The sequence below is a fragment of the Streptomyces sp. NPDC028368 genome, assembly GCF_055565615.1.
In genome coordinates this window covers 42,794-66,188 of record NZ_JBVHTY010000001.1, presented here as the reverse complement: position 1 = coordinate 66,188, position 23,395 = coordinate 42,794, and the positions used below count along the sequence as shown (strand labels likewise).

Here is a 23,395-nt window from a genome sequence, read left to right as displayed (position 1 = left end):
CAACGGCGACCCCCCACGGCGGGAAAGCAAACAACGTGGGGCCAAAAGCCAAGCGCAGCGGAATCGTGGGGAGGGATCAAACCGTAGGCGGCCGCTGCAGCACCAGCTCGCGTAGGACGTCTTCCATCGTTACCAGCCCGGCCAGCGTTCCGTCGTCGCCGATGACCGCGGCCAGATGTGTACGGGATCCGCGCATCGCCGTCAGGACGTCGTCCAGCGGCGTCGCCGCCTTGACGCGGGCGATCGGGCGTAGCGCGCCCACCGGGAACGGCAGGTCGCGCGGTAGGGCGTCCAGCGCGTCCTTGACGTGCAGGTAGCCGAGGATGCGGCTGTTGTCGTCGACGACCGGGAAGCGCGAGAAACCGGACCGGGCGGCCAGTCGCTCCAGGTCTTCTGGGGTGACCCCCATGCGCGCGGCGACGACACGCTCGGCCGGCAGCACCACGTCCCGCACCGGGCGGCGGCCCAGCTCCAGGGCGTCGCGCAGCCGCTCCTGGGCCCGTTCGTCCAGCAGGCCGGCGGCCCGCGAGTCCTCGACCATCTTGGCGAGCTGATCGTCCGAGAAGGTCGCGGCCACCTCGTCCCTGGTCTCCACCCGCAGCAGCTTCAGCAGCCCGTTGGCGAGCGCGTTGATCGCGAAGATCACCGGACGCAGCGCACGGGTCAGGGCGACCAGCGGCGGGCCCAGCGCCAGCGCGCTCCGTACCGGCTCGGCCAGCGCGATGTTCTTCGGCACCATCTCGCCGAAGAGCATGTGCAGATACGTGGCCAGGGACAGGGCGATCACGAACGAGATCGGGTGGATCAGGGCGTCCGAGATGCCCACGGCGTGGAACACCGGTTCCAGGAGATGGGCGATGGCGGGCTCGGCGACCGCGCCCAGCACCAGGGTGCACAGCGTGATGCCCAGCTGTGCGGCGGCCAGCAGGGCCGAGACATGCTGCAGGCCCCACAGCACGCTGGTGGCGCGGCGGTCACCGCGCTCCGCGTGCGGCTCGATCTGGCTGCGGCGCACCGAGATCAGCGCGAATTCGGCGCCCACGAAGAAGGCGTTGACGACCAGCGTCAGCAGACCCACGAAGAGCTGGAGGGCGGTCATCGGCCGGCCTCCGGGTCGCTCTCGCCGGTGCTGCCGGGCGGCGGGGCGTGCAGCAGCACCCGCGCGGCGCGGTGGCCGGACGCATCGAGTACGTCCATCGTCCAGCCGGCCACGTGCAGTGTGTCGCCGTGCACCGGGATCCGGCCGAGCTCGGTGGCGATCAGGCCGGCCAGCGTCTCGTACGGCCCTTCGGGGAGCCGGAGGCCGATCCGTTCGAGCTGGTCGGTACGGGCGGCGCCGTCGGCCTGATAGAGGCTGCGGCCGTCCGCGTCGGTCCCGGCGGGCGCGAGGTCCGGGGTCTCCAGCGGGTCGTGTTCGTCGCGGACCTCGCCGACCACTTCCTCGACGATGTCCTCGAGCGTCGCGACACCGGCGGTGCCGCCGTACTCGTCGATGACCACGGCCATGGTGCGCTTCCCGGACAGCCGGTCCAGCAGCCGGTCCACGGTCAGTGTCTCGGGGACCAGCAGCGGCTCGCGCAGCAGCTCGGAGACGGGGTGCCGGGGGCGGCGCTCGGCCGGGACCGTCAGCACGTCCTTGATGTGTGCGACACCGACGACGGCATCCAGGCTGCCGCGGTAGACGGGGAAGCGGGACAGACCGGTGGCGCGGGTCGCATTGGCGACGTCCTCGGCCGTGGACTGCACCTCCAGGGCCACGACCTGCACCCGTGGCGTCATCACGTTCTCCGCGGTCAGCTCGGAGAGACTGAGGGTACGGACGAACAGCTCGGCGGTGTCCGGTTCCAGGGCGCCCTCCTTGGCGGAGTGCCGGGCCAGCGCCACCAGCTCCTGCGGGCCACGGGCGGACGCCAGCTCCTCGGCGGGCTCGAGGCCCATCCGGCGGACCATGTGGTTCGCCGCGTTGTTGAGATGCCTGATGAACGGCTTGAAGGCGGCGCTGAAGCCGCGCTGGGCGGTGGCGACTTTCTTGGCGATCGTCAGCGGACTGGAGATGGCCCAGTTCTTCGGGGCCAGCTCGCCGACGACCATCAGGACGACCGTGGAGATCGCCGTGCCGAGAACCAGGGCCACCGATTCCACGGCGGAGTGCGGCAGCCCGATCGAGGCGAGCGGTCCGGCCAGCAAGGTGGCGATGGCCGGCTTGGAGAGCATGCCGATGACCAGGCCGGTGACGGTGATGCCGAGCTGTGCGCCGGAGAGCTGGAAGGTGAGGCCGCGGACGGCCTTGAGGGCGCTGTCCGCGCCGCGCTCACCGCGCTCGGCGGCGCGTTCCAGGTCGCTGCGCTCGACGGTCGTCAGTGAGAACTCGGCCGCGACGAAGATGCCACAGGCCACGGTCAGGAGGAGCGCCACGCCCAGCAGAAGCAGGTCGGTCATCGGGTCACCTCCGTCCCATGATCGAACAGGATCGGGACGTTCGCCCTCTGTCGGGAGGGTGCCCGGCTGTCGGCCGGGCAACTGGGAGGTTCGCCCATGACTGGACGCTCACACACCTTTCATGTCTGAAGTCCCTCCATGGTAAAGGATCAGCAAAGTGGTGGTGTTGGCGGAATGAGGAGAAGGGAGAGCCCGCCCCCGACATTCGGGGGCGGGCTCGGGCCGGCCATGCTCAGACCAGCGGCTTTGTCCATCGCCGCCACTGCTCCTCACGCCGGTATCCCGCCGCTGCCCACGCGTGCTGGGCCAGGTCGTTCGCTTCGAGCACCATGGCGTCACCGCGCCGCCCTCCGAGCTTCACGAAACGCTCCTCGGCTGCTTCGAGGAGCGCTCTCGATATGCCCTGCCTGCGGTGCGAGGGGTGCACGGCGAGTCGATAGAGGGAGGCGCGCCAGCCGTCGAAGCCGGCGATCACCGTGCCCACCAGCTCGCCCGCCTCCTCTCGCGCTCCCGACTGCTCCCGAGCCGGGGGGACCGCCATGGCCAGCAGCAGTGACTCGGGGTCGCGGGCCAGCAGCCGGGCCACACCATCGGTGTCATCGCTGATGCTGGTGCCCTCGGCGGCAACCTTCCAGAAGGCCAGTACGGCATCGAGATCGGCCGGTGTCGCGGCCCGGATGTGAAGATCACTCATACCGCGATCCCATCACCGTGCCGGCGAGGCTGTCGACCGTTTTCCGGCCCCGTGATGCGGCCGAGACCGCGACCGGCTGCCCTCGCCGCCCCGGTCAGCTGCCCTTCAGTTCCTCCAGTACTGGAGCGAACGCGTCCAGGAACCCGTCGAGGACGGTGATGTACAAGAAACCGAAGCGCTCGCGCCGCTCCCGCAGCATCCGGGGGCCGTTGCCGCCGATCAGCAGCGGCGGGCGCGGCCGCTGCGCGGGCTGCGGCAGATGCTCGGGGTCGCCCAGCAGCCGGTCCAACTCCTCGATGGTGCGGAGGAGATGGTCCACCCGCTCACCGGGTGAGCCCCACGGCAGCCCGGCCGCCTCGTGCTCGGCACGGACGTAATCCGTACCGAGCCCCAGCTCCAGCCGCCCGCTGGTGAGCGCGTCGGTGCCGGCGACGTCACGGGCCGGCAGCGCCGGATTCCAGAAGCCCGCGTTCAGGACGAAGGTCCCCACCCGGGGGCGCTCGGTGGCCTCCGCCGCGGCGACCAGCGCGGGGAACGGCGCCGGCCTGCCCAGATGGTCCGGGACCAGCAGGACGTCGTAGCCCAACTCCTCCGCATGGTGGCACTTCCGGCGCCAGGACCTGCCGTCATCGAGGCGAGCATATTGATACCGAAGCGGAACGGGCGTGGCATGGAACCTCCTTGGAGGGCGGGTGAGCGGCGCGGGCCGTGACCGGCCATGGCCCATGCCGCCATGATCGTTCGAATGCGGTGGCCATGGCACCCCTTCCCGTTCCCGGCCGGTTTCCCGGAGCGGCGCACCGGACGTGGGGCGCGGGCCGCGGAGCCGGCGGCCCGGCCGCTTGCTCCTGCTAGCGGATCCGCGCTAGCGTGAGAGCGTGGCGAAGACTCAACTGAACGTCCGAGTGGACGAAGCCACCGCCGACGCGGCGCGGGAGCGCGCCCTGCAGCGGGGAGTGAGCATGAACCGCTATATCGAGGAGCTCGTCCTGCGGGACGCGGGTGAGGCCGGCCAGACCTTCGTCGAGGCCGCCGCCGACTTCATGAAGCAGTACGAGCGGGTCTTCGCCGAGGAATTCGGCCCGGAGCCCGGCGGGGCCGGCGGCCCCGTGGCGGCGCCGCACCGGGATGGGCAGCCGGGCACAACGTGACGCTGCGCATCGACCTCGCCTGGCTTCTCCTGATCGCCGAACAGCACACCCCCTCCGACCCCCAGGTCACCGACTGGGGCGCCCTGGTGGCCGCCGTCAGCCGCCACGAAGCGGAAATATTCGGCGTCCCCGTCTACCCCGACCCCCAGGACCGCGCCGCGGCCCTGCTCCAACTCCTCATCCAGGTACCGGCGTTGGAGCGCTCGAACGCGATGTTCGCGACCGCCGTCGCCTACGGCTACCTCATCGCCAGCGGACTGAAGATCGCCACCTCTCCCGAACGGGTCCGCGACCTCGCCCGCCTGGTCAAGGAAGGCACCGCGGACGTCCGCACCATCGCGGACGCACTGCGCACCTGGACGGTGTGAACACCCGCGCCTCAGTCGAGGGGCCGCCGCGCCGCACCCAGCACCACCGGGGACGCCGGCAGCGCCGGCCCCCGTTCCGGCACCGTCAGCCGCTGTAGGCGCACCACGTCGAACCCCGCCGCACGGATCTCGCCGAGCGGATCCCGCCAGGTGTGACAGCCGCCCGTCAGCAGCGGCCAGACGGTGCGGTCCAGCGACCACTGCACCGCCGACAACCCCCGCCCCGGCGCCCGGCCGTGCTCCAGGAACCGCAGCTCGGCACCGGGCCGCAGCACCCGCCGCAGCTCCGCCAGCGCCCGCCCCACATCCCGTACGGAACACAGCACCAGCGATGCCACCGCCACATCGAACGCCTCGCTCTTGACCGGCAGCGCCTCCGCCACCCCCGGCACCAGATCCACCGGCACCTCGGCCCGCGCCGCCGCCGACCGCGCCGCCTTGCGCAAGGTGGCCTCCGGCTCGATCGCCACCACCTCCGACACCGTCCCCGGATAGTGCGCGAAGTTCAGCCCGGTCCCCGCCCCGACCTCGATGACCCGCCCGGCGGCACCCCTCAGCAACCGCTCACGCAGCGCCGCCAGCCCCAGCCGCTGGTCGGTGGCCGGACCGCAGCAGCGCGCATAGCAGCGGGCGAAAATCGGGTGGTGCACGGTGGCCCGGGAAACGCTTCTGCGCCGCAACATGACGGCCCCTTTCGCCGACGGTGTCCGCTCCTCCTCTCAGTCTCCCCACTGAGCGGACCGCAAGTCCGCCGACGCCGCGCCCCCGCCCCGGCCGCTTCCCGCTGCGTCTTCCCGCCCGTCACGACGGGATACGCAACGCCCCCGACCCGCCGAGCTCCGGCGCCAGCCAGTCTCCGGCGGCCGTCTGGAAGGCGATCGGCGGCAGCGCGCCGGAGCCCTCCGGGATCAGGCCGAGGAGGGGGGCGTCCGCCGCCTTGGGGAGGTCGGCGAGGTTGCAGCGGGCGGCGAGGCCGGGCTCGGCGGGCCAGCTGCCGACGACGACGCCGGGGGAGCGGAGGCCGTACGAGCGCAGGGCCAGGGCCGTCAGGGCGGTGGCGTTGAGGGTGCCGAGGCCCGCCTGGGCGACCACCAGGACGGGCGCGTCGGCCAGACGGGCCGCGTCGGCGAGGGTGTTGCCGTCGGCGTCGAAGCGGACGAGCAGACCGCCGGCGCCCTCGACCAGCACCAGGTCGTGCGAGGCGTCCAGTTTCGCGGCGGCCTCGGCGATCTCATGGGGGAGCACCGGGGGCAGGCCGGCCCGCGTGGCGGCCGTGGCGGGCGCCAACGGGTCCGGATAGCGCGCGAGTTCGACCGTGGTGACCGGCCCGGCCAGCCGCTCGACCTCCGCCGCGTCGCCCGGCTCGTCGGCGGCGACCCCCGTCTGGGCGGGTTTGAGCACCGCCACCGAGCGGCCCCGGGCGAGCGCCGCGGCGGCGATCGCGGCCGTGGTCACGGTCTTGCCGATCTCCGTGCACGTGCCCGTCACGAACAGCACCGACATGTTGTCGCCTCTCCAGTTCAGCCTTGAGCCGTCAGCCCTCGCGCGCCGCGGCACACACCGCGGCGCAGATGCGCGCCACATCGTCGTCACCGGTGATGTACGGCGGCATCGTGTAAATCAGGTCCCGGAACGGCCGCAGCCAGACGCCCTCGCGGACCGCCGCCGCCGTCGCGGCCGCCATGTCCACCTCGTGGTCGAGCTGGACGACGCCGATCGCGCCGAGCACGCGTACCTCGCGCACCCCGGCGACGCTCTTCGCAGCCGCCAGCCCCTCCCGCAGACCCGCCTCGATCCGTTTGACCTCCTGCCCCCAGTCCTGGGAGAGCAGCAGACCGATGGAGGCGTCGGCGACGGCGGTGGCGAGCGGGTTGCCCATGAAGGTGGGGCCGTGTGCCAGCACGGGGAGTTCGCCGCGGGAGATTCCGTTCGCGATCTCCGATGTGCAGAGCGTTGCCGCGAGGGTGAGATATCCCCCGGTCAGCGCCTTGCCGAGGCACATGACGTCCGGGGCGACGCCCGCGTGTCCGGCGGCGAAGAGCGCCCCCGTACGGCCGAAGCCGGTGGCGATCTCGTCGAAGATGAGCAGCACGCCGTGCGCGTCGCAGGCCTCGCGCAGCACTCGCAGATAGGCCGGGGAGTGGAAGGACATTCCGCCCGCACCCTGCACGACCGGCTCCACGATCACCGCTGCCAGTTCATCGGCGTGGCGGCCGATCAGCTCGCGCAGATGCGCCGCATAGGCCTCGTCGGGCGCGGCATCGAAGCCGGCCGGCGGCGCGTCCGCGAAGATCTGGCGCGGCAGCACGCCCTGCCACAGCTCGTGCATCCCGCCGTCCGGGTCGCAGACGGCCATCGGCTGCCAGGTGTCGCCGTGATAGCCGCCGCGCCACGTCAGCAGCCGCTGTTTGCGGGGCTTTCCGAGGGAGCGCCAGTACTGCAGGCACATTTTGACGGCGACCTCGACCGACACCGAGCCGGAGTCGGCGAGGAAGACGTGCCGGAGCGGTTCCGGAGTGATGTCGACGAGACGTTTCGCCAGGCGTACGGCGGGCTCGTGGGTGAGCCCGCCGAACATCACATGACTCATCCGCTCCAGCTGGCCGCGCGCGGCGTCGTTCAGCACCGGGTGGTTGTAGCCGTGTACCGCCGACCACCACGACGACATGCCGTCCACCAACTCGGCCTGCCCCTCGACGGGTTGGGCCAGCCGCAGCCGTACACCGGACGCCGACTCCACCAGCAGCGGCTCGGCCCGGCCGGGCATCGGCCCGTACGGATGCCAGACATGCTCCCGGTCGAGCGCGAGGAGTTCGCCGGGGGTGCGGGACGGCTCAGGCATTGGGCGGGAGCTCGGTGCCGGCGCCGCGGCGGCGCACCGAGACCAGGCCCCGGCGGGCCTCGTCGGAAGGGGGCGCGGGGACCGTGGCGGCGGGGGACTCGTCGGCCTGGACGGCTCGGGCGGCCCCGTCGTCCGACTCCGCCTCTTGCGCACGGTGTTCCGGCAGCGTCGTCGTGTCCGTGCCCTCGACCTCGAACCCGGCGTCCGCGATCATCGCGAGATCGTCCTTGCCGGCCTGGCCCTCGCTGGTCAGATAGTCGCCGAGGAAGATGGAGTTGACCAGATGCAGGGCGAGCGGCTGCAGGCTGCGCAGATGCACCTCGCGGCCGCCGGCCAGCCGCACCTCGACGTCCGGGCAGACGAACCGGACCATCGCCAGGATGCGCAGCGCGCGCTGCGGGGTGAGGTTCCATTCCTTGGCGAGCGGGGTGCCCTCGAAGGGAATCAGGAAGTTCACCGGTACGGAGTCGGGGTCCAGCTCGCGCAGCGCGAAGACCACATCGACCAGGTCGGCGTCGGTCTCGCCCATGCCGGCGATCAGCCCGGAACAGGCGGACATGCCCGCCGCCTGAGCCTGCTGGACGGTCGAGACCCGGTCCGAGAAGTCGTGAGTGGTGCAGATGTCGCCGTAAGTGGCTTCCGAGGTGTTGAGGTTGTGGTTGTAGGCATCCGCCCCAGCCGCGCGCAGCCGGCCGGCCTGGCCGTCGGAGAGCAGGCCGAGACAGGCGCACACCTCCACGCCCTCGTTCTGGTCCTTGATGGCGGAGATGGTCTCCGAGACCCGGTCCACGTCCTTGTCCGTCGGACCGCGGCCGCTGGCCACCAGGCAGACGCGCTTGGCGCCGCCCGCCACCCCGGCGGCGGCCGCCTTCGAGGCGTCATCGGGCTTCAGCCACGTGTACTTGAGGATCTCGGCCTTCGACCCCAGCCGCTGCGAGCAGTACGAGCAGTCCTCGGGGCACAGGCCCGACTTGAGGTTGACGAGATAGTTGAGCTTGACCCGCCGCCCGAACCACTGGCGGCGCACCTTTCCGGCCGCGGCCACGACATCGAGCAGTTCGTCATCGGAGGTCGCCAGCACGGCGAGCGCCTCTTCACGGGTCGGCAACTCGCGCCGCAGTCCCTTGTCCACCAGTGTGTTCAGCAGGTCCATGGCGTTGATCCTGACGTACACCCCCGCCCCCGGCCAAGGAGGATTCCCACAACGCGTCGCGATCGGGGTGTGTGTATCACCACACCGTGGCCGTGCTGAACGACCGCTAACGTCTATCGACAGCCCACAATCGAGGCCGAGAGACGCGGCCGCCGGACGAAGGACGCCGATGCCGCACGACTCCGCCCCGTCGCTGCTTCGCGACCCCTCGCCCGCGAGCCCCGCCGAGCCCGACCGGCAGCCGTACGGCGCGGCCTTCGACTGGATCGACGAGGCGCACGCCGAGCGCCGGCGCGCCGGGCTGGTCCGTACGCTGCGGCCCCGCCCCGCCGACTCCCCGCTGCTGTGCCTCGCCGGCAACGACTACCTGGGACTGGCCCGGCACCCCGAGGTCACCGACGCCGCGGCGCGGGCCGCCCGGCAGTGGGGCGCCGGCGCGACCGGCTCCCGGCTGGTCACCGGGAGCACCGAACTGCACGCCCGGCTGGAGAGCGAACTGGCCGCGTTCTGCGGTGTCGAGGCGGCCCTCGTACTGTCCTCCGGCTACGCCGCCAACCTCGCCGCCGTCACCGCCCTCACCGCCCCCGGCACCCTGGTCGTCTCCGACGCGGCCAACCACGCCTCCCTGATCGACGGCTGCCGCCTCTCGCGGGCCCGTACGCAAGTGACCCCGCACGCCGACCCGGAGGCCGTACGCGCCGCGCTGACCGGCCACGACGGCCGGGCGCTCGCCGTCACCGACTCGGTGTTCTCCGTCGACGGCGACGCCGCGCCGCTGCGCGCCCTCGCCGACGTCTGCCGGGCACACGGAGCCGCCCTCGTCGTCGACGACGCGCACGGCCTGGGGGTCCTGGGGGACGGGGGGCGCGGCGCGATGGCGGCCGCCGGACTCGCCGGTGCCGCCGATGTGGTGACCACCGTGACGCTGTCGAAGTCGCTCGGCGCCCAGGGCGGCGCGGTGCTCGGCCCGGCCCGGGTCATCGAGCATCTGGTCAACACCGCCCGGTCGTTCATCTTTGACACCGGGCTGGCACCGGCGGCCGTCGGCGGCGCCCTCGCCGCGCTGCGGCTGCTGCGCCGCGAACCCGAGCGCGCCACCCGGGTCCGTGAGGCCGCCCGGGAGCTGCACACCCGGCTCACATCGGCCGGTCTGACGGCGGTACGGCCGGATGCCGCGGTGGTCTCCGTACGGGCTCCCTCTCCGGAGCAGGCGGTCCGCTGGGCGGCCGACTGCCGGGAGGCCGGACTCGTGGTCGGCTGCTTCCGGCCGCCGTCCGTGCCGGACGGGATCTCCCGGCTGCGGCTCACCGCGCGGGCCGACCTGACGAATGATCAGATCAACGCGGCCGTCGCCACGATCGTGGCCACGGCGCCCTCGCTCTGAGGCCATCCGGCGCCCCAAATACGCTTTTCCGTCGCAGAGTTCACCGTCGTGAGTGACAGATATCTGGATAACTTGGTGGATCGCCCACACCACCGGCAGCAACGGTGGCACTCTGACGCAATACACCAGTCCGAGGCCGAATCGGATCCCCGGTCGGCGTCCCGGTTCCCACGGCAGTACGCCGGAGCCGGGCCTCGGCGGGAAAGGGACGGCGTCGCGATGGCAGACCATCAGGAATCCACACTCACTCTGCCGAGCGCCCCGGCCTCGGTCTCCCTCGCCCGACGGCATGCACTCAACGTCCTCGCCGAATGGGGCCTGCCCGCCGATACGGACACCGCCGACGCCATCCGCCTGATCGTCTCCGAGCTCGCCACCAACGCCGTCCAGCACACCTTCGGCCAGTCCCCGACCTTCACCGTCGCGCTCCGCCTCGACCGCGACGAGCTGCTGCGGATCGGCGTCACCGACAGCCATCCGCGCCGGCCCCGGCGGCTGCCCGCCGCGGTCCAGCAGGACAACGGCAGGGGCATGGTGATCATCCGCTCGCTCGCTGCGGAATCCGGCGGGCGGCTCACGGTCATCCCCAGCCCCTGCGGCGGCAAGACGGTCAGTATCGCGATGCCGTGGACGGCCGGCGTGCGCTGAGCGCCCTAGGGCCTGTCCGGTGCATCAGGGTCGGACAGGCCCTGGTCACGGCGCCGCGGACTTCCGGGTGAACGCGCCGTGCAGGAGGGCCCGCAGGGTGTCCGCGGCGGGGGTGCCGCCGCCGGAGCGGTACGCCACCGAGACCGTGCGGGACAGCTCGGGAGGGGCCAGATGGCGGATCCCCAGCGGGGTCACCGCACCGGTCGCCATCATCTCCGGGACCACCGCCACCCCGAGACCGGCGCTCACCAGGGCGCACACCACCGCATAGCCCGGTGACTCGCAGCGCACCGCCACACTCGCCCCGGCGGCCGCCAGCGCCGCCTCGACGTCGCGCCGGTTGGGATTGGCCGGCGCCATGCTGACCAGCGGCTGCCCGGCCAGCTCGGGCAGTGCCAGCCGCCCGGTGCCCGCGGACAGCGCATGACCGGGGGCGGTGACCAGCACCAGCTCCTCGGTCAGCAGCGGCTCCAGCCGCACACCGTCCGGCACCGGCACCGCCTCGCCCGGCACATACTCATGCGTCAGCGCCAGATCCACCTCGCCGAGCGCCACCGCCGCCATCTCCTGCGGCGGGACGAACTCCGTCACGCTCAGCTCCACATCCGGGTGCGCCCGCCGGAACGCGCTGAGCGCGGGCGGCAGCAAATGCGTACCGGCCGTCTCGAACGTGCCCACCCGCAGCCGGCCGCCCGACAGCCCCGTCAGCTGGGACAGCTCGTGCCGCGCCAGATCCAGCTCGTCCAGCACCCGCCGCGCCCGTACGAGCAGCAGCTCACCGGCCGCCGTCAGCCGGGCGCCCCGGTGGTGGCGGACCAGCAGCGCCGCCCCCGCCTCCCGCTCCAGCTTGGCGAGCTGCTGGGAGAGCGCGGGCGCGGTGTAGCCGAGCCGCCCGGCCGCCCGGGTGATCGAGCCGGCCTCCGCCACCGCCACCAGGGCGGCGAGCCGCGTGGGGTCGTACATCAGAGCCTCCCGTAGCCCACTCCGTCCCGGTCCCGGCTTCCGCCCGAGCCTTAAGGATCTCTTTAGGCAGACCAAGAAGATTGCCAGTACCTATTAAAGGCTCTGACCGGCGATGCTGCTCTCATGGACGGACAGCTGATCGCCTTCACCGGACTCGCCGCGGGCATGGTCGCCATGCCGGGCGCGGATTTCGCGGTCGTGGTGCGCAATGCCCTCGACTCGCGCCGGGCGGGGGTGGCGGCCGCCGTCGGGGTCGCGGGCGGGCTGCTGGTGCACACGGCGCTCGCGGTGGCCGGGCTGGCGGCAGTGCTGGTCGCCGTGCCGGCGCTGTTCGAGACCGTCCAACTCCTGGGCGGTGCCTATCTGTTGTATCTCGGCGCGCGTGCGCTGATCGCGGTCGCCCGCCGCCCGGCCGCCGCCCCACAGCCGTCGGCCGACCGGCCGGGCGAGACGCCCGGCCCGGATCCGGCCGCCCGCCTCGGCACCGCGCAATCCCTGCGCCAGGGCTTCCTCACCAACGCGCTCAACCCCAAGGCCCCCGTTCTCTTCCTCAGCCTGCTTCCGCAGTTCGTCCCGGCGGGGCAGCCCGCACTGCCCCGCACCTTGCTGCTGGCGACCATCGTGGTCGGCATGGCGGCGGTGTGGTTCCCCGCCGTCGCGCTGCTCGTCGACCGCCTCGGCAACTGGCTGCGCCGCCCGCGGGTGGCCCGCGCCCTGGAGGCCACCACCGGGGCGCTGCTGACCGCCCTCGGCGGCATCCTGCTCGCCGAGCTGGTGCTCGCCTGAGCCCTTGGCACGAACCCGCGGTCGGCATCGGGCGGAGGCCGCGGGCGTTGCCCGGCGTGACCGGCCAACGTACCCAGGCCCACTGACAATTGATCGAGAATCATGGATCGCCGCAGGTCAGACCGTGCTCAGCCCACCCGCCCGTACCATACGGCGGAGCTCCAGATCCGCTCCAGGCGCACCACCGCTCCCGCCTTGGGTGCATGCCAGATCCGGCCGTGGCCCGCGTAGATGCCGACGTGGTAGACGCCGCGGCCTCCATGGAAGAAGACCAGGTCACCGGTTCTGCGCGCGGCGCGGGAGACATGGCTGATGTCGTTGTACTGCGCGGCGGCGGTGCGGGGCAGCACCTTGCCCGCGTGCTTGAACGAGTAGCGCGTCAGCCCCGAACAGTCGAAGCGGTACGGGCCCTGGGCTCCCCACTGATAGGGCGAGCCCCGCTTGGAGGCCGCGATCCGCAGCGCCTTCGCGGAGACCACGGCCGCTTCGGCGTCCTGGGTCGCCCCGGGGGCCACAGTGGTGCCCCCGATGGTGACCATGGTGAGGGCGGAAACGGTGCCGGCGCGCGCCAGCAGATTCGGCAGATGCCTGCGCATGCTCATGCGCAACCCTTCGTCAGCCGCCTACGAAGGGAGACCTGTCGGGTTCGGGCAGGCGAAGATGCCCGGCCGTGCGTACGGCTTCACCCCAAGGAGCCCGTCGGCCGTGATGGCCGGGGCCCCGTCTTGCTCGGGTCCTCCGCTCCTGCCGATCCAACCGCGTCGACCTGACATCCGGGACGGCGGCAGGATTAGGCGTCCGTCCGGACCGCCCCGTCGCGGTGGCGGGGTCTTGTCGTGGAGGGATCTTCACGCCGCCACCGCTCGAAATCCGGTAAGAAATGGAGTGCGTGACATTAGTCACATTTGCTCCGAATGGTGACTTATGCCCGGTTTGGCGAGGGTGGTGCGAGGGCGGGTGAGGCCGGGACCAGCGGCGAAGCGTCAAGTGCCGCATGTCGTGTGGGCGCGTTCTGCAACTTGTCGCCCCTCTATAACAAGCGTGCGGGGTACGCCGTACGGGCGTGTCGGGCGGGGGGCGTGTCGTGTCACGGGCCGGCGGGCGGCGGCAGCGTGACGAGCCGGGCCCGCCGCTCGCCGTCCAGGACCCGCAGCGCCCGGCTCAGCGTCGCGGAGTGCAGTTCGCTCTCGCCGCGGCTGTGCATCAGGGCCAGCGCGTCGCGCAGTTCGGCCGCCTTGCCGACCAGGGCCTGGGCCGCGCGCAGGCCGCCGTAAGTGCCGTTCGTGCGCGCCGGATTGATCCGGCCCAGCAGGTCCAGAACCTCCAGATACCGGTCGATCACGTCACCTTCGGCCCGCGTCAGCGCGGGCAGCGGCGGCAGCTCCGGGGGCGGCACTCTCGGTCACCGTGCGCCGGACGGTGCGGACGACTGCTTGCGGCCGCGGGTGAGGTCGTCGATCAGGCCGTACTCCCGGGCGCCGCGGGCGTCGAAGATCTTGTCGCGCTCGATGTCCGCGGCGATCACCTCGCGCGGCTGCCCGGTGTGGCGGGTCAGCATCTCCTCCAGCTTGTCGCGGGTGCGCAGCAGTTCCGTCGCCTGGATCTGCAGATCGGTGGCCTGGCCCTGGATCGGCTCGTGCAGGGACGGCTGGTGGATCAGGATCCGGGCGCTGGGCAGGGCCAGCCGCTTGCCCGGGGTGCCGGCCGCGAGCAGCACCGCGGCCGCGGAGGCGGCCTGCCCCAGGCACACCGTCTGGACGTCGCAGGTCACGAAGCGCATCGTGTCGTAGACGGCGGTCATCGCGGTGAAGGAGCCGCCGGGGGAGTTGATGTAGAGCGAGATGTCCTGGTCCGGGGAGGCGTGTTCGAGGTAGATGAGCTGGGCCATCACGTCGTTGGCGGAGGTGTCGTCGATCGCGGTGCCCAGGAAGATGATGCGCTCGCTCAGCAGCTTGGAGTACGGGTCCAGGGTGCGCGTCCCGTCGGTGGTGCGCTCGGTGAACTCCGGCAGGACGTAGCGGGCCGTCGGTCGCAGCATGACCGTTCCTCTTCTCCGTAAAAAATGTACAGGACGTACATCCCGTTAGAATGGAAGCATGGCCTACGAAATTCCGGTGACGCAAGCCCGTGCCGAGCTGGCGGATCTGATCAACCGCGTCGTCTACGGCAGCGAACGGGTGGTCGTCACGCGCCACGGAAAGCCCCTGGTGGCGCTGGTGTCCGCCGCTGACCTGCAGCTTCTCGAAGAGCTGGGGCGGCGCGAGGAGGATGCTCAGGAGGAGCAGGTGATCAGCACGGTCTCTTCCGTGCGGCACTTGCCGTCCGCTCCGGGCGAACGGCGCCGGTTCGGTATCGCGGCAGAACACCGCGACCCGGCCGCCGGGGATCGGCGGCCGGGTCGCGAGAGCTGACCGTTCGGGCCGGCCGGCCGTTCGGGACAGCCGGCCGTTCAGGAAGGCCAGGCGGTTCGGGACAGCCGGCCGTTCAGTGCGGCGTGAGCGTCAGGAGCTGAGCTCCCACAGCGCGTTGGCGATGGCGTCGGTGTTGGTGTCCAGCGCCTTGTCGTCGAGGTTCTTCGACGTGTCGCAGGACTGGTGGTAGCAGGCGTCGAACGCCTTGCCCGCCTCGCCGCCCCAGTTCTTCGCCTGTGCCTCGGTCTTGATGTAGTCGGCTCCCGAGAAGAGGCCGCCGACCGGGATGCCCGCGTCCTTGAAGGAGGCGTGGTCGGAGCGGCCGTCGCCCTCGGTCTCCTTTTCGGTGGCGATGTTCTTGGCCGCGAACCAGTCCTTGAAGACCTTCTCCAGGCGCGGGTCGTCGTCATAGACGAAGTAGCCCGGGTTCGGCGAGCCGATCATGTCGAAGTTGAGATACGAGTCGATCTTCGACTTGTCGGCGCCGAGCTTGTCGACGTACGCCTGCGAGCCGACCATGCCGTCCTCTTCGTCGCCGAACCAGGCGAACCGCAGGTGCTTGGCGGGCTTGAGGTTCGACTTGGCGACGGCGAGCGCGACCTCGAGGATGCCGGCCGAGCCGGAGCCGTTGTCGTTGATGCCGGGGCCCGCGTCGACCGAGTCCAGGTGGGCGCCGGCCATCACGGTCTTGCCTTCGTCGCCGCCGGGCCAGTCGGCGACGAGGTTGTAGCCCTTGGCGCCGTTGTTGTCGAACTCCTGGACCTGGGTGGTGAATCCGGCCTGGTCCAGCTTGCCCTTGACGAAGTCGACGGACGCCTTGTAGCCGGGCTTGCCGTGCGCGCGGTTGCCGCCGTTGGCGTCCGCGATCGACTGGAGCTGGTCCAGGTCGGCCTTGACGGCCTTGACGTCGATGTCCGGGGCGGCGGTCGGCGCGGGATCGGCGTGGGCGCCGGCCGCGGTGAAGAGGGTGGCGGCGAGGGCGGTGACGGCGCCCGTGGCCAGCGCGGCCCGGCGTATTCGTACAGAACGAGTCACGGTATGGCTCCGATACTGGTGTGGGGGGTTGGTGCGGAGCGTATTGACGCGCACATGAGGATCGCGATCACTCCGCGAACCGTCAAGAGCGGATACCGGACAGCGGTGTCCGCGGAGCGGGGTGCGTCTGGTTTGGGGGAGTTGGTGGCCATTGGCGCGCCGCGTGGCTCGCCGTTTCGGTGGTCCGGCGGCGCCTTCGGGAGGCGAATTGAGCCACCGTCGCCGCCCACTGTCTGGGAAGTGCGGTGCGTGTGAGCTGCCGGGAATCCGGTTGCGGCGCCGTAACGGATGGCGAAACGCCGTGTTACGTCGAGCTTGAGACGGGTCACCTACGCGACCGCGCTTGTAACGCCGCCGAAATCACGCCGAACTAGCCTCTGGCTGTGGGGCTATTGATGATCAAGTGCTGGAAGTCGGTTTGCTCCCTCTTTAATTGCTGCGTGGTACACCTACCCACATGGGCGTGTCCACGTCTGTGACCTGGACGAATGCGCCCAGGCGGGAAGACTGTGAGGTGGAAGGTATGCAACTGACCCCGCATGAACAAGAACGCTTGATGATTCATGTGGCGGCAGACGTGGCCGAAAGGCGACGGTCCAGGGGGCTGAAGCTCAACCACCCGGAATCCATTGCGCTGCTCACCGTCCACATCCTCGAGGGAGCCCGGGACGGCCGTACGGTCGCCGAGCTCATGTCCTCGGGGCGCAAGGTGCTCAGCCGGGACGACGTCATGGAAGGCGTCCCCGAAATGATCCACGACGTGCAGGTCGAGGCCACCTTCCCCGACGGCACCAAGCTCGTCACCGTTCACGAACCCATCAACTGACCACGGGAGAGCAGAAGATGATCCCGGGACAGATCCTCTACGCCGACGAGCCGGTGCGCCTCAACGAAGGCCTCCCCCTCACGCGCATGACCGTCCTCAACGCCGCCGACCGCCCCGTGCAGGTCGGCTCCCACTACCACTTCGCCGAGGCCAACCCCGGCCTCGACTTCGACCGCGTGGCCGCGCACGGCATGCGGCTGAATGTCGCGGCCGGCTCCGCCGTGCGCTTCGAGCCCGGCATCCCCACCGAGGTCGAGCTCGTCCCCATCGGGGGCAAGCGGATCGTCGCGGGCCTACGGGGCGAGACCGGAGGCACTCTCGATGGCTGAGCTGACCCGCCAGGCGTACGCCGATCTCTTCGGCCCGACCGCCGGCGACCGGATCCGGCTCGCCGACACCGACCTGGTCATCGAGATCACCGAGGACCGCTCGGGCGGGCCCGGCCGGGCCGGTGACGAGGCCGTCTTCGGCGGCGGCAAGGTGATCCGCGAGTCCATGGGCCAGTCCCGCGCCACCCGCGCCGAGGGCACCCCGGACACGGTGATCACCGGCGCCGTCGTGCTCGACCACTGGGGCATAGTCAAGGCCGACGTCGGCATACGTGACGGCAAGATCACCGCCCTCGGCAAGGCCGGTAACCCCGACACCATGGACGGCGTCCACCCCGACCTGGTCATCGGCCCCGAGACCGAGGTCATCGCGGGCAACGGCAAGATCCTCACCGCCGGCGCCATCGACACCCACGTCCACTTCATCTGCCCCCAGCAGGTGGACGAGGCGCTGGCCTCGGGCGTCACCACGCTCGTCGGCGGCGGCACCGGACCGGCCGAGGGCAGCAAGGCCACCACCATCACCCCCGGCGCCTGGCACGTTGCCCGGATGTTCGAGTCGATGGACTCCCTGCCGGTGAACGTCGGTCTGCTCGGCAAGGGCAACACCACGTCCCTCGCGTCGATGCGCGACCAGCTGCGGGCCGGCATCCTCGGCTTCAAGATCCACGAGGACTGGGGCGCCACCCCCGCCGTCCTGGACGCCTGCCTGAGGGTCTGCGAGGAGAGCGGCGCCCAGCTCGCGATCCACACCGACACGCTCAACGAGGCCGGATTCCTCGGCGACACCCTCGCCGCCATCGCCGGCCGTTCGATCCACGCATTCCATGTCGAAGGTGCCGGCGGCGGCCACGCCCCCGACATGATCGCGATGGTCTCCGAACCGAACGTGCTGCCCGCGTCCACCAACCCCACCCGGCCGCACACCGTCAACACCATCGAGGAACACCTCGACATGCTGATGGTCTGCCACCACCTCAACCCCGCCGTCCCCGAGGACCTCGCCTTCGCCGAGTCCCGGATCCGGCCCTCCACCATCGCGGCCGAAGACATCCTGCACGACCTCGGCGCCATCTCGATCATGTCCTCCGATGCCCAGGCCATGGGCCGCATCGGCGAGGTCGTGATGCGTACCTGGCAGACCGCGCACGTCATGAAGCGGCGCCGCGGCACCCTGGCCGGCGACGGCAGCGCGGACAACACGCGCGCCCGCCGCTACGTCGCGAAATACACCATCAACGCGGCCATCGCCCAGGGCATCGACCACGTCGTCGGCTCGGTCGAAGAGGGCAAGCTCGCCGACCTCGTCCTGTGGAACCCGGCGTTCTTCGGCGTCAAGCCGCAGCTGGTCATCAAGGGCGGCCAGATCGCGTACGCGCAGATGGGCGACGCCAACGCGTCCATCCCCACTCCGCAGCCGATCCTGCCCCGCCCGATGTTCGGAGCCACCGGCAAGGCCCCGGGCAGCAACTCCGTCAACTTCGTCTCCCAGCAGGCCCTCGAGGACGACCTCCCCGAGCGCCTCCCGCTGGCCAAGTCGTACGAGGCCATCCGCAGCACCCGCGGTGTCACCAAGGCGGATATGCGCAACAACGACGCGCTGCCCCGTGTCCACGTCGACCCCGACACCTTCACGGTCACCATCGACGGCGAGGTGGTCGAACCCCACCCCGCAGCCGAACTCCCCATGGCCCAGCGGTACTTCCTCTTCTGAGCGGCCCTGATGAGCATCCCGGAGCACCACCGATGAGCATCCCGGAGCACCACCGATGAGCCGTGCAGCGCTGCTCGTCCTCGCCGACGGCCGGTTCCCCGCCGGAGGGCACGCCCACTCGGGCGGCGCCGAACCGGCCGTCACCGCGGGACGCATCAAGGACGCCGCCACCCTGGAGAGCTTCTGCCGGGGCCGCCTGCACACCGCGGGCCTGGTCGCCGCGGGGCTCGCCGCCGCGGCCGCGGCCGGCGGCGACCCGCTCCTCCTGGACGACGCGGCCGATGCCCGTACGCCCGTACCGGCGCTGCGCCAGGTCGCCCGGCGGCTCGGCCGGCAGATGATGCGGGCCGCCCGCGCCACCTGGCCCGGCCCCGAACTCGACGCGCTCGCCGCGGCCCGCCCGCGCGGCGCCCACCAGCCCGTCGTCCTCGGCCTCGCCGCCCGGTCCGCCGGCCTCGCCCCGCTCGATGCCGCCTACGTCGTCGCGTACGAGAACATCAGCGGCCCAGCCACCGCGGCCGTTCGCCTGCTGAGCCTGGACCCCTTCGACGCCACCGCCGTCCTCGCCCGCCTCGCCCCCGAAGTCGACCGGGTCGCGGAACAGGGCGCCGAGGCCGCGGCCCGCGTCACCACCGAAGGAGTCGACGCACTGCCCGCCGCGTCCGCGCCGCTGCTCGACATCACCGCCGAACAGCACGCCGCCTGGCCGGTCCGCCTCTTCGCGTCCTGACCCCCGCACCACGCCGCACCACCTGGAGCCCGCATGCATCTTGACCACAGCGACGATGTCTTCCCCCAGCGCCACACCTACAGCGCCGCCGACCCGGTACGCCCTGACGGCAAGCGACGCGCCCTGCGCATCGGCCTCGGCGGCCCGGTCGGCACCGGCAAGACCGCCACCGTCGCCGCGCTCTGCCGTGCGCTGCGCGACGAGCTGTCCATCGCCGTCGTCACCAACGACATCTACACCCGCGAGGACGCCGAATTCCTGCTCCGCGAGGCCGTACTGCCCGCCGAGCGGATCGCGGCCGTGGAGACCGGCGCCTGCCCGCACACCGCCATCCGCGACGACATCTCCGCCAACCTCGAGGCCGTCGAGGACCTGGAGGAGCAGGTCGGCCCGCTGGACCTCGTCCTGGTCGAATCCGGCGGCGACAACCTCACGGCGACCTTCTCCAAGGGGCTGGTCGACGCCCAGATCTTCGTCATCGACGTCGCGGGCGGCGACGACATCCCCCGCAAGGGCGGCCCCGGCGTCACCAACTCCGACCTCCTCGTCATCAACAAGACCGACCTCGCGCCCTACGTCGGCGTCGACCTGGAGGGCATGGCCCGCGACGCCAAGGCGCAGCGCGGCGAACTCCCCGTCACCTTCACCGCCCTGAAGACGGCGAACGGCGTCCGCCCGGTGTCCGACTGGATCCGCCACCAGCTGGCGCACTGGACCGCGGGCGCCGCATGACCCTCGCCGTCCCCGCACCCGCCCGGCCGCCGGCCGCCGCTGCCTCGGCGGCCGGTCTGCGGGCCACCGCCCGTATCGTCGCCCGCGCCGGCACGGACGGTCATACCCGCCTCCCGGTCCTCGACGGCGACGGCCCGCTCGCGCTGCGCCGTGTCCGCTCGCACGACCACCGGGCCCGGGTCTGCGTCGTCGGCGCCATGAGCGCCCCGCTGGGCGGCGACCGGCTGTGCATCGAGGCCGTGGCCGAGGAGGGCGCGGCGCTGCGCATCACGGCCGCCGCGGCCACCGTCGCGCTGCCCGGCCGCAGCCCGGAAGGCGCCACCTACGATGTGCGGCTGAGGGTGGCCGACGGCGCGCGGCTGGACTGGCTCCCGGAGCCGCTGATCTCCGCCGCGGGCAGCGATCTGCGGATGACCACGACCGTCGAACTGGCCCCCACCGCACGCCTCGTCCTGCGCGAGGAACAAGTCCTGGGCCGCAGCGGCGAGCAGACCGGAACGCTGCGCAGCCGGCTCACGATCCGCCGCGCGGGCCGCACCCTCCTGGACCAGGAGACGGCCTACGGGCCCGGCGTCCCCGGCTGGGACACCGCGGCCGTCCTCGACGGGCACCGCGCCGTCGGCCAACTTCTCGCGGTGGACCCGGAGTGGGAGGCGGAACCGGTCGGCGTACGGCTCCTGGGGGAGGCGGCCGACGGCACCGGGCAGGGCGTGCTGGCACCGCTTGCCGGCCCCGCCGCCCTGGCCACGGCCGTCGCCCCGGACGCGCTGCGGCTGCGGCGCATCCTGGACGAGGCTGCCCGGTCACACCTCCAGTTCGGCCTCTAGCCGGGCGAGGCGATGGCGCGCCAGCGCAAGATTGGCGCGCTTGCGGTCCAGCACCAGGTAGAGAAAGAGCCCGGAGCCGTTCTTTCCGGCCACCGGACGGATCAGGTGGTATTGCGCGGTCAGCGTGATGAGCATGTCCTCAATGGCGCCCTGGAGTTCCAGCATTTCCATGGTGCGCAGCTTGGCTCGTACGACGTCGGTATTGCCGGCCGCGGCGATATTGAGGTCCAGTGCATTGTTGTCGCCGAGCGTGGCGAGCGCCATTCCGCTGGTGTAGTCGACCAGGGCGACACCGATGGCGCCCTCGATGGTTGACATCGCGTCGGTGAGGGCGGCTTCCATTTGAGCCATGGGTATGACAGACCTTTCCGTGTTTCTCTGGTTGTTGGGTAGGGGTGGGTGGCCGGGTGGTCGGGGTCAGGGGCGGGCCGAGTGGTCCATCAGGGCGCCGATACGCGCGGCCGTTCGCCGGGCCTGCCAGTGCAGCCGGCCCACATTGGTGTCCGGACCCGCCACGGCAGTGAGAACGGCGCGGCCGCCGGCCGAATAGGCCGCGATATAACCGTCGGTGCCACGGGTGAGGGATTCTTCGAACGCGCCTTGCCCGGTTGCCTCCGTGAGCCGTTTGGCGACTCCGATGGCCGCGGCGGTGAGCGCGGCGAGGCCGTCCGGTTCGATGTCCCGCAGATCATGGGCGATGACCATGCCGTCCGCGCTGGCCACCATTCCGCCCTGGAGATGCCGCACCTGATCACGTAAGGCGAGTAATTCATCCCGCACGTCGGGTTCGATTGTCATAAGTCTCCTGATTCTCTTTCTTGCGGCGCGCATTCCGAGTACGTGCCTCATGGCCGTGCTTCGCATGGGTTCACAGGTTTTCCTCCAGCGCCGTACGGAGTCGGACAAGGAGGGCAATATCCGGATCGGCGGTCTCGAGAATGTCCGGTACCGGTAGTTGCCAGGTCGGCGAGGGCCCTTCTGTTACGGGGTTACAGGCGCCGGGCCGCCGCCGGGGCAGCGCCGCCGGCGCGGTGGGCACCCGGACGAGTCCGGCCGCGGCGAGGCGGCGGATGTCGAGCAGTGTCACAAAGGCGGACTGGCCCAGGGCGCGGGCGAGTTCGTACGGGGTGTGCCGGCCGTCGGCCCGGTCGAGCAGCCGGCGCTGTCTGCCGGTGGTGGGGGAGCGGCGGCCCGAGCCGGGCGGGGTGACGGGGACGACGGGCGAGGCGTCGACCGCCGCCCAGGGGTGCAGCCGGTCGAGCAGGGCCCGGCGATGGGCCGTCGCCTGCTGGAGGGCGGCGGCGCTGATCCGCCGTACGACGCCCAGCCAGTGTGTGCTGCCCGGCGTGAACGAGGTGCTCTCCGGCGGCAGGGGCAGTGCGAAGAACGCGGCGTCGAGGAGCGCGCCGAGATGGCAGATCTCCAACTCGCCCTGCGTCAGCCACCCTTCGCTGACCAGGAACTGACCGCCGCGGCGCTCCGGCCCCGCCGATTCCCGCGCCCGCTGCCAGCCCCCCGAGGGCAGTCGCCCGGCCGCGCTGAGCCGGGTGTCCAGCCCAGGCGCCGTACTGCCCTCGATGCAGTAGATGGCACCGTCGCGAAGATAGACACAGCCGTTCGGGCCGTGCAGGGCGCCGGTGACGCGTTCCGCGGCGAGCCGGTCGAGCAGTCCGACGGGCGCGGCCGGGCGGGGCGATATGGGCAAGGTCATGGCGGCGGGTCAGGCCGCGACCAGCTCCGCGGCCAGATCGCGCAGCCGTAACCGGGCGATGGCCAGATTGGCCTGCCTGCGGTCCAGCCAGAGGTATAGATAGGTCTGGCTGTCGAAGGCCGTGTGGACGAAGCGGATGAGGTGGTAACTGCCCGCTGCCGTGATGATGAGGTCCTCCAGGCCGGGGCCGCCCGCATCCGTCGTGTCGAAGGTGGCGTTGCGCATCACGGCCTGGACCACCTCGGCGGTGTCCGCGGCGGCCGCTTCGTGATCGGAGCGGGGCGCCTGCCCGGCCGTACCGAGTGTCAGCCCGCTGGTCCAGTCGACCAGCCCGGCCCCCAGGACGCCGGGGATCCCCATCGCTTGGGCCAACACCTGATCGATACCGGGCACTTCTGATCTCCTCCTGGAGAGTCGGACGGGGCCGCTCGAGACGAAAACGCCAAAGCTCTCCCTCGTGGCAGCGTGTGGGAGAGCCTGCACGGAAGGTTACTGAAGCCGGTGGGTGCGGCACATGCCTGATGGGCATGTGCGTGGCAATTGACGTGTTATCGACCCTCGGCGGCCCGTTGTCATCCGGTGGAGTGGTCGCCACTGTGGCGTGTGTTACGCAAGCTCCGGATGCGGCGTACGGCAGAAACATGGCCGGCGT

At 71.5% G+C, this 23,395-nt stretch carries 28 protein-coding genes, 1 pseudogene and 1 riboswitch; of the genes and pseudogenes, 12 read left to right on the top strand and 17 right to left on the bottom strand.

Annotated elements, in window-relative coordinates:
• Positions 1–76: 76 nt before the first annotated feature.
• The 4 genes and pseudogenes from ACZ4S3_RS00350 to ACZ4S3_RS00335 all read right to left on the bottom strand — a co-directional run.
• The gene (locus tag ACZ4S3_RS00350; RefSeq protein WP_467923996.1) at positions 77–1,099 is read right to left on the bottom strand and encodes a hemolysin family protein; all 1,023 of its coding nucleotides are present in this window, start codon (positions 1,097–1,099) and stop codon (positions 77–79) included.
• Entirely contained in the window at positions 1,096–2,439 is a 1,344-nt protein-coding gene (locus ACZ4S3_RS00345) for a hemolysin family protein (protein WP_467923994.1), read from the bottom strand. Before ACZ4S3_RS00345 ends, ACZ4S3_RS00350 begins: the two co-directional genes overlap by 4 nt.
• A gap of 232 nt (positions 2,440–2,671) precedes the next feature.
• On the bottom strand, positions 2,672–3,133 hold the full coding sequence (locus ACZ4S3_RS00340; RefSeq protein ID WP_467923992.1) for a GNAT family N-acetyltransferase: 462 nt from the start codon (positions 3,131–3,133) through the stop codon (positions 2,672–2,674).
• A gap of 190 nt (positions 3,134–3,323) precedes the next feature.
• A pseudogene (locus ACZ4S3_RS00335) lies at positions 3,324–3,805 on the bottom strand (TIGR03621 family F420-dependent LLM class oxidoreductase); the annotation flags it as partial.
• A 206-nt stretch (positions 3,806–4,011) separates the two neighbouring features.
• Between ACZ4S3_RS00335 and ACZ4S3_RS00330 the strand changes: the two are divergent.
• Positions 4,012–4,284 carry a hypothetical protein gene (locus tag ACZ4S3_RS00330; RefSeq protein WP_467923990.1) on the top strand — a complete coding sequence of 91 codons (273 nt, stop codon included), beginning with the start codon at positions 4,012–4,014 and terminating at the stop codon, positions 4,282–4,284.
• On the top strand, positions 4,281–4,652 hold the full coding sequence (locus ACZ4S3_RS00325) for a fic family toxin-antitoxin system, toxin component (RefSeq protein ID WP_467923988.1): 372 nt from the start codon (positions 4,281–4,283) through the stop codon (positions 4,650–4,652). Before ACZ4S3_RS00330 ends, ACZ4S3_RS00325 begins: the two co-directional genes overlap by 4 nt.
• Before the next feature lie 11 nt (positions 4,653–4,663).
• Here the strand turns inward: ACZ4S3_RS00325 and ACZ4S3_RS00320 are convergent, their stop codons facing one another.
• From ACZ4S3_RS00320 to bioB, 4 genes are all read right to left on the bottom strand, one after another.
• The gene (locus tag ACZ4S3_RS00320) at positions 4,664–5,335 is read right to left on the bottom strand and encodes a class I SAM-dependent methyltransferase (protein ID WP_467923986.1); all 672 of its coding nucleotides are present in this window, start codon (positions 5,333–5,335) and stop codon (positions 4,664–4,666) included.
• Positions 5,336–5,453: 118 nt separating this feature from the next.
• On the bottom strand, positions 5,454–6,155 hold the full coding sequence (bioD, locus tag ACZ4S3_RS00315) for a dethiobiotin synthase (RefSeq protein WP_467923984.1): 702 nt from the start codon (positions 6,153–6,155) through the stop codon (positions 5,454–5,456).
• Positions 6,156–6,186: 31 nt separating this feature from the next.
• On the bottom strand, positions 6,187–7,494 hold the full coding sequence (locus ACZ4S3_RS00310) for an adenosylmethionine--8-amino-7-oxononanoate transaminase (protein ID WP_467923983.1): 1,308 nt from the start codon (positions 7,492–7,494) through the stop codon (positions 6,187–6,189).
• The gene (gene bioB, locus ACZ4S3_RS00305; protein WP_467923981.1) at positions 7,487–8,647 is read right to left on the bottom strand and encodes a biotin synthase BioB; all 1,161 of its coding nucleotides are present in this window, start codon (positions 8,645–8,647) and stop codon (positions 7,487–7,489) included. Before bioB ends, ACZ4S3_RS00310 begins: the two co-directional genes overlap by 8 nt.
• 169 nt (positions 8,648–8,816) lie before the next feature.
• Here bioB and ACZ4S3_RS00300 point away from each other — a divergent pair, with 169 nt between their 5' ends.
• Both ACZ4S3_RS00300 and ACZ4S3_RS00295 read left to right on the top strand, forming a co-directional pair.
• On the top strand, positions 8,817–10,031 hold the full coding sequence (locus ACZ4S3_RS00300; protein ID WP_467923979.1) for an 8-amino-7-oxononanoate synthase: 1,215 nt from the start codon (positions 8,817–8,819) through the stop codon (positions 10,029–10,031).
• A gap of 219 nt (positions 10,032–10,250) precedes the next feature.
• Positions 10,251–10,679: an ATP-binding protein gene (locus tag ACZ4S3_RS00295; protein WP_467923977.1), complete on the top strand. Its 429-nt coding sequence runs from the start codon at positions 10,251–10,253 to the stop codon at positions 10,677–10,679.
• Positions 10,680–10,724: 45 nt separating this feature from the next.
• Here the strand turns inward: ACZ4S3_RS00295 and ACZ4S3_RS00290 are convergent, their stop codons facing one another.
• Positions 10,725–11,642 (bottom strand): LysR family transcriptional regulator, encoded by a 918-nt coding sequence (locus ACZ4S3_RS00290; RefSeq protein WP_467923975.1) that lies wholly within the window; start codon positions 11,640–11,642, stop codon positions 10,725–10,727.
• 123 nt (positions 11,643–11,765) lie between these two features.
• Here ACZ4S3_RS00290 and ACZ4S3_RS00285 point away from each other — a divergent pair, with 123 nt between their 5' ends.
• The gene (locus ACZ4S3_RS00285) at positions 11,766–12,428 is read left to right on the top strand and encodes a LysE family translocator (RefSeq protein ID WP_467923973.1); all 663 of its coding nucleotides are present in this window, start codon (positions 11,766–11,768) and stop codon (positions 12,426–12,428) included.
• A gap of 128 nt (positions 12,429–12,556) precedes the next feature.
• Here the strand turns inward: ACZ4S3_RS00285 and ACZ4S3_RS00280 are convergent, their stop codons facing one another.
• From ACZ4S3_RS00280 to ACZ4S3_RS00270, 3 genes are all read right to left on the bottom strand, one after another.
• Positions 12,557–13,030 (bottom strand): C40 family peptidase, encoded by a 474-nt coding sequence (locus tag ACZ4S3_RS00280; RefSeq protein WP_467923971.1) that lies wholly within the window; start codon positions 13,028–13,030, stop codon positions 12,557–12,559.
• A 3-nt stretch (positions 13,031–13,033) separates the two neighbouring features.
• A riboswitch (cyclic di-AMP (ydaO/yuaA leader) is annotated at positions 13,034–13,222 on the bottom strand.
• 293 nt (positions 13,223–13,515) lie between these two features.
• The gene (locus ACZ4S3_RS00275) at positions 13,516–13,824 is read right to left on the bottom strand and encodes a hypothetical protein (RefSeq protein WP_467923969.1); all 309 of its coding nucleotides are present in this window, start codon (positions 13,822–13,824) and stop codon (positions 13,516–13,518) included.
• Positions 13,825–13,830: 6 nt separating this feature from the next.
• Positions 13,831–14,466, bottom strand: a complete 636-nt coding sequence (locus tag ACZ4S3_RS00270) for an ATP-dependent Clp protease proteolytic subunit (RefSeq protein ID WP_467923967.1) — start codon at positions 14,464–14,466, stop codon at positions 13,831–13,833.
• A gap of 58 nt (positions 14,467–14,524) precedes the next feature.
• Here ACZ4S3_RS00270 and ACZ4S3_RS00265 point away from each other — a divergent pair, with 58 nt between their 5' ends.
• On the top strand, positions 14,525–14,839 hold the full coding sequence (locus ACZ4S3_RS00265) for a type II toxin-antitoxin system Phd/YefM family antitoxin (protein ID WP_467923965.1): 315 nt from the start codon (positions 14,525–14,527) through the stop codon (positions 14,837–14,839).
• A 90-nt stretch (positions 14,840–14,929) separates the two neighbouring features.
• Here the strand turns inward: ACZ4S3_RS00265 and ACZ4S3_RS00260 are convergent, their stop codons facing one another.
• Positions 14,930–15,874 carry a M28 family metallopeptidase gene (locus ACZ4S3_RS00260; protein WP_467923963.1) on the bottom strand — a complete coding sequence of 315 codons (945 nt, stop codon included), beginning with the start codon at positions 15,872–15,874 and terminating at the stop codon, positions 14,930–14,932.
• A gap of 523 nt (positions 15,875–16,397) precedes the next feature.
• On the opposite strand from ACZ4S3_RS00260, the gene ACZ4S3_RS00255 reads away from it, so the two are divergent.
• The 6 genes from ACZ4S3_RS00255 to ACZ4S3_RS00230 are packed head-to-tail and all read left to right on the top strand — an operon-like array spanning position 16,398 to position 21,032.
• Positions 16,398–16,700, top strand: a complete 303-nt coding sequence (locus tag ACZ4S3_RS00255; protein WP_467923961.1) for an urease subunit gamma — start codon at positions 16,398–16,400, stop codon at positions 16,698–16,700.
• A gap of 17 nt (positions 16,701–16,717) precedes the next feature.
• Positions 16,718–17,029 carry an urease subunit beta gene (locus ACZ4S3_RS00250; protein WP_467923959.1) on the top strand — a complete coding sequence of 104 codons (312 nt, stop codon included), beginning with the start codon at positions 16,718–16,720 and terminating at the stop codon, positions 17,027–17,029.
• Positions 17,022–18,743 carry an urease subunit alpha gene (locus tag ACZ4S3_RS00245; protein WP_467923957.1) on the top strand — a complete coding sequence of 574 codons (1,722 nt, stop codon included), beginning with the start codon at positions 17,022–17,024 and terminating at the stop codon, positions 18,741–18,743. Before ACZ4S3_RS00250 ends, ACZ4S3_RS00245 begins: the two co-directional genes overlap by 8 nt.
• Before the next feature lie 55 nt (positions 18,744–18,798).
• Entirely contained in the window at positions 18,799–19,473 is a 675-nt protein-coding gene (locus tag ACZ4S3_RS00240) for an urease accessory protein UreF (protein WP_467923955.1), read from the top strand.
• A gap of 33 nt (positions 19,474–19,506) precedes the next feature.
• Positions 19,507–20,205, top strand: coding sequence for an urease accessory protein UreG (gene ureG / locus ACZ4S3_RS00235; RefSeq protein WP_467923953.1), 699 nt, complete (start codon positions 19,507–19,509; stop codon positions 20,203–20,205).
• Complete coding sequence (locus tag ACZ4S3_RS00230; RefSeq protein WP_467923951.1) at positions 20,202–21,032, top strand: urease accessory protein UreD; 831 nt, start codon at positions 20,202–20,204, stop codon at positions 21,030–21,032. The genes ureG and ACZ4S3_RS00230 overlap by 4 nt, the downstream gene beginning before the upstream one ends.
• On the opposite strand, the gene ACZ4S3_RS00225 is transcribed toward ACZ4S3_RS00230, so the two are convergent.
• The 4 genes from ACZ4S3_RS00225 to ACZ4S3_RS00210 form a co-directional block, all read right to left on the bottom strand.
• Complete coding sequence (locus ACZ4S3_RS00225) at positions 21,009–21,383, bottom strand: roadblock/LC7 domain-containing protein (protein WP_467923950.1); 375 nt, start codon at positions 21,381–21,383, stop codon at positions 21,009–21,011. The genes ACZ4S3_RS00230 and ACZ4S3_RS00225 overlap by 24 nt on opposite strands.
• A 66-nt stretch (positions 21,384–21,449) precedes the next feature.
• On the bottom strand, positions 21,450–21,830 hold the full coding sequence (locus ACZ4S3_RS00220; protein WP_467923948.1) for a roadblock/LC7 domain-containing protein: 381 nt from the start codon (positions 21,828–21,830) through the stop codon (positions 21,450–21,452).
• A 70-nt stretch (positions 21,831–21,900) separates the two neighbouring features.
• The gene (locus tag ACZ4S3_RS00215) at positions 21,901–22,743 is read right to left on the bottom strand and encodes a hypothetical protein (protein WP_467923946.1); all 843 of its coding nucleotides are present in this window, start codon (positions 22,741–22,743) and stop codon (positions 21,901–21,903) included.
• A gap of 9 nt (positions 22,744–22,752) precedes the next feature.
• Positions 22,753–23,136, bottom strand: coding sequence for a hypothetical protein (locus tag ACZ4S3_RS00210; RefSeq protein WP_467923944.1), 384 nt, complete (start codon positions 23,134–23,136; stop codon positions 22,753–22,755).
• Positions 23,137–23,395 lie beyond the last annotated feature (259 nt).

Coding starts and splice junctions, on each gene's coding strand:
- ACZ4S3_RS00345 (WP_467923994.1), bottom strand. CDS start 2,439: ATGACCGACCTGCTTCTGCTGGGCGTGGCGCTCCTCCTGACCGTGGCC.
- ureG (WP_467923953.1), top strand. CDS start 19,507: ATGCATCTTGACCACAGCGACGATGTCTTCCCCCAGCGCCACACCTAC.
- ACZ4S3_RS00280 (WP_467923971.1), bottom strand. CDS start 13,030: ATGAGCATGCGCAGGCATCTGCCGAATCTGCTGGCGCGCGCCGGCACC.
- ACZ4S3_RS00240 (WP_467923955.1), top strand. CDS start 18,799: ATGAGCCGTGCAGCGCTGCTCGTCCTCGCCGACGGCCGGTTCCCCGCC.
- ACZ4S3_RS00225 (WP_467923950.1), bottom strand. CDS start 21,383: ATGGCTCAAATGGAAGCCGCCCTCACCGACGCGATGTCAACCATCGAG.
- ACZ4S3_RS00245 (WP_467923957.1), top strand. CDS start 17,022: ATGGCTGAGCTGACCCGCCAGGCGTACGCCGATCTCTTCGGCCCGACC.
- ACZ4S3_RS00290 (WP_467923975.1), bottom strand. CDS start 11,642: ATGTACGACCCCACGCGGCTCGCCGCCCTGGTGGCGGTGGCGGAGGCC.
- ACZ4S3_RS00265 (WP_467923965.1), top strand. CDS start 14,525: ATGGCCTACGAAATTCCGGTGACGCAAGCCCGTGCCGAGCTGGCGGAT.
- ACZ4S3_RS00340 (WP_467923992.1), bottom strand. CDS start 3,133: ATGAGTGATCTTCACATCCGGGCCGCGACACCGGCCGATCTCGATGCC.
- bioB (WP_467923981.1), bottom strand. CDS start 8,647: ATGGACCTGCTGAACACACTGGTGGACAAGGGACTGCGGCGCGAGTTG.
- ACZ4S3_RS00255 (WP_467923961.1), top strand. CDS start 16,398: ATGCAACTGACCCCGCATGAACAAGAACGCTTGATGATTCATGTGGCG.
- ACZ4S3_RS00320 (WP_467923986.1), bottom strand. CDS start 5,335: ATGTTGCGGCGCAGAAGCGTTTCCCGGGCCACCGTGCACCACCCGATT.
- ACZ4S3_RS00310 (WP_467923983.1), bottom strand. CDS start 7,494: ATGCCTGAGCCGTCCCGCACCCCCGGCGAACTCCTCGCGCTCGACCGG.
- ACZ4S3_RS00270 (WP_467923967.1), bottom strand. CDS start 14,466: ATGCTGCGACCGACGGCCCGCTACGTCCTGCCGGAGTTCACCGAGCGC.
- bioD (WP_467923984.1), bottom strand. CDS start 6,155: ATGTCGGTGCTGTTCGTGACGGGCACGTGCACGGAGATCGGCAAGACC.
- ACZ4S3_RS00350 (WP_467923996.1), bottom strand. CDS start 1,099: ATGACCGCCCTCCAGCTCTTCGTGGGTCTGCTGACGCTGGTCGTCAAC.
- ACZ4S3_RS00230 (WP_467923951.1), top strand. CDS start 20,202: ATGACCCTCGCCGTCCCCGCACCCGCCCGGCCGCCGGCCGCCGCTGCC.
- ACZ4S3_RS00250 (WP_467923959.1), top strand. CDS start 16,718: ATGATCCCGGGACAGATCCTCTACGCCGACGAGCCGGTGCGCCTCAAC.
- ACZ4S3_RS00295 (WP_467923977.1), top strand. CDS start 10,251: ATGGCAGACCATCAGGAATCCACACTCACTCTGCCGAGCGCCCCGGCC.
- ACZ4S3_RS00285 (WP_467923973.1), top strand. CDS start 11,766: ATGGACGGACAGCTGATCGCCTTCACCGGACTCGCCGCGGGCATGGTC.
- ACZ4S3_RS00220 (WP_467923948.1), bottom strand. CDS start 21,830: ATGACAATCGAACCCGACGTGCGGGATGAATTACTCGCCTTACGTGAT.
- ACZ4S3_RS00300 (WP_467923979.1), top strand. CDS start 8,817: ATGCCGCACGACTCCGCCCCGTCGCTGCTTCGCGACCCCTCGCCCGCG.
- ACZ4S3_RS00215 (WP_467923946.1), bottom strand. CDS start 22,743: ATGACCTTGCCCATATCGCCCCGCCCGGCCGCGCCCGTCGGACTGCTC.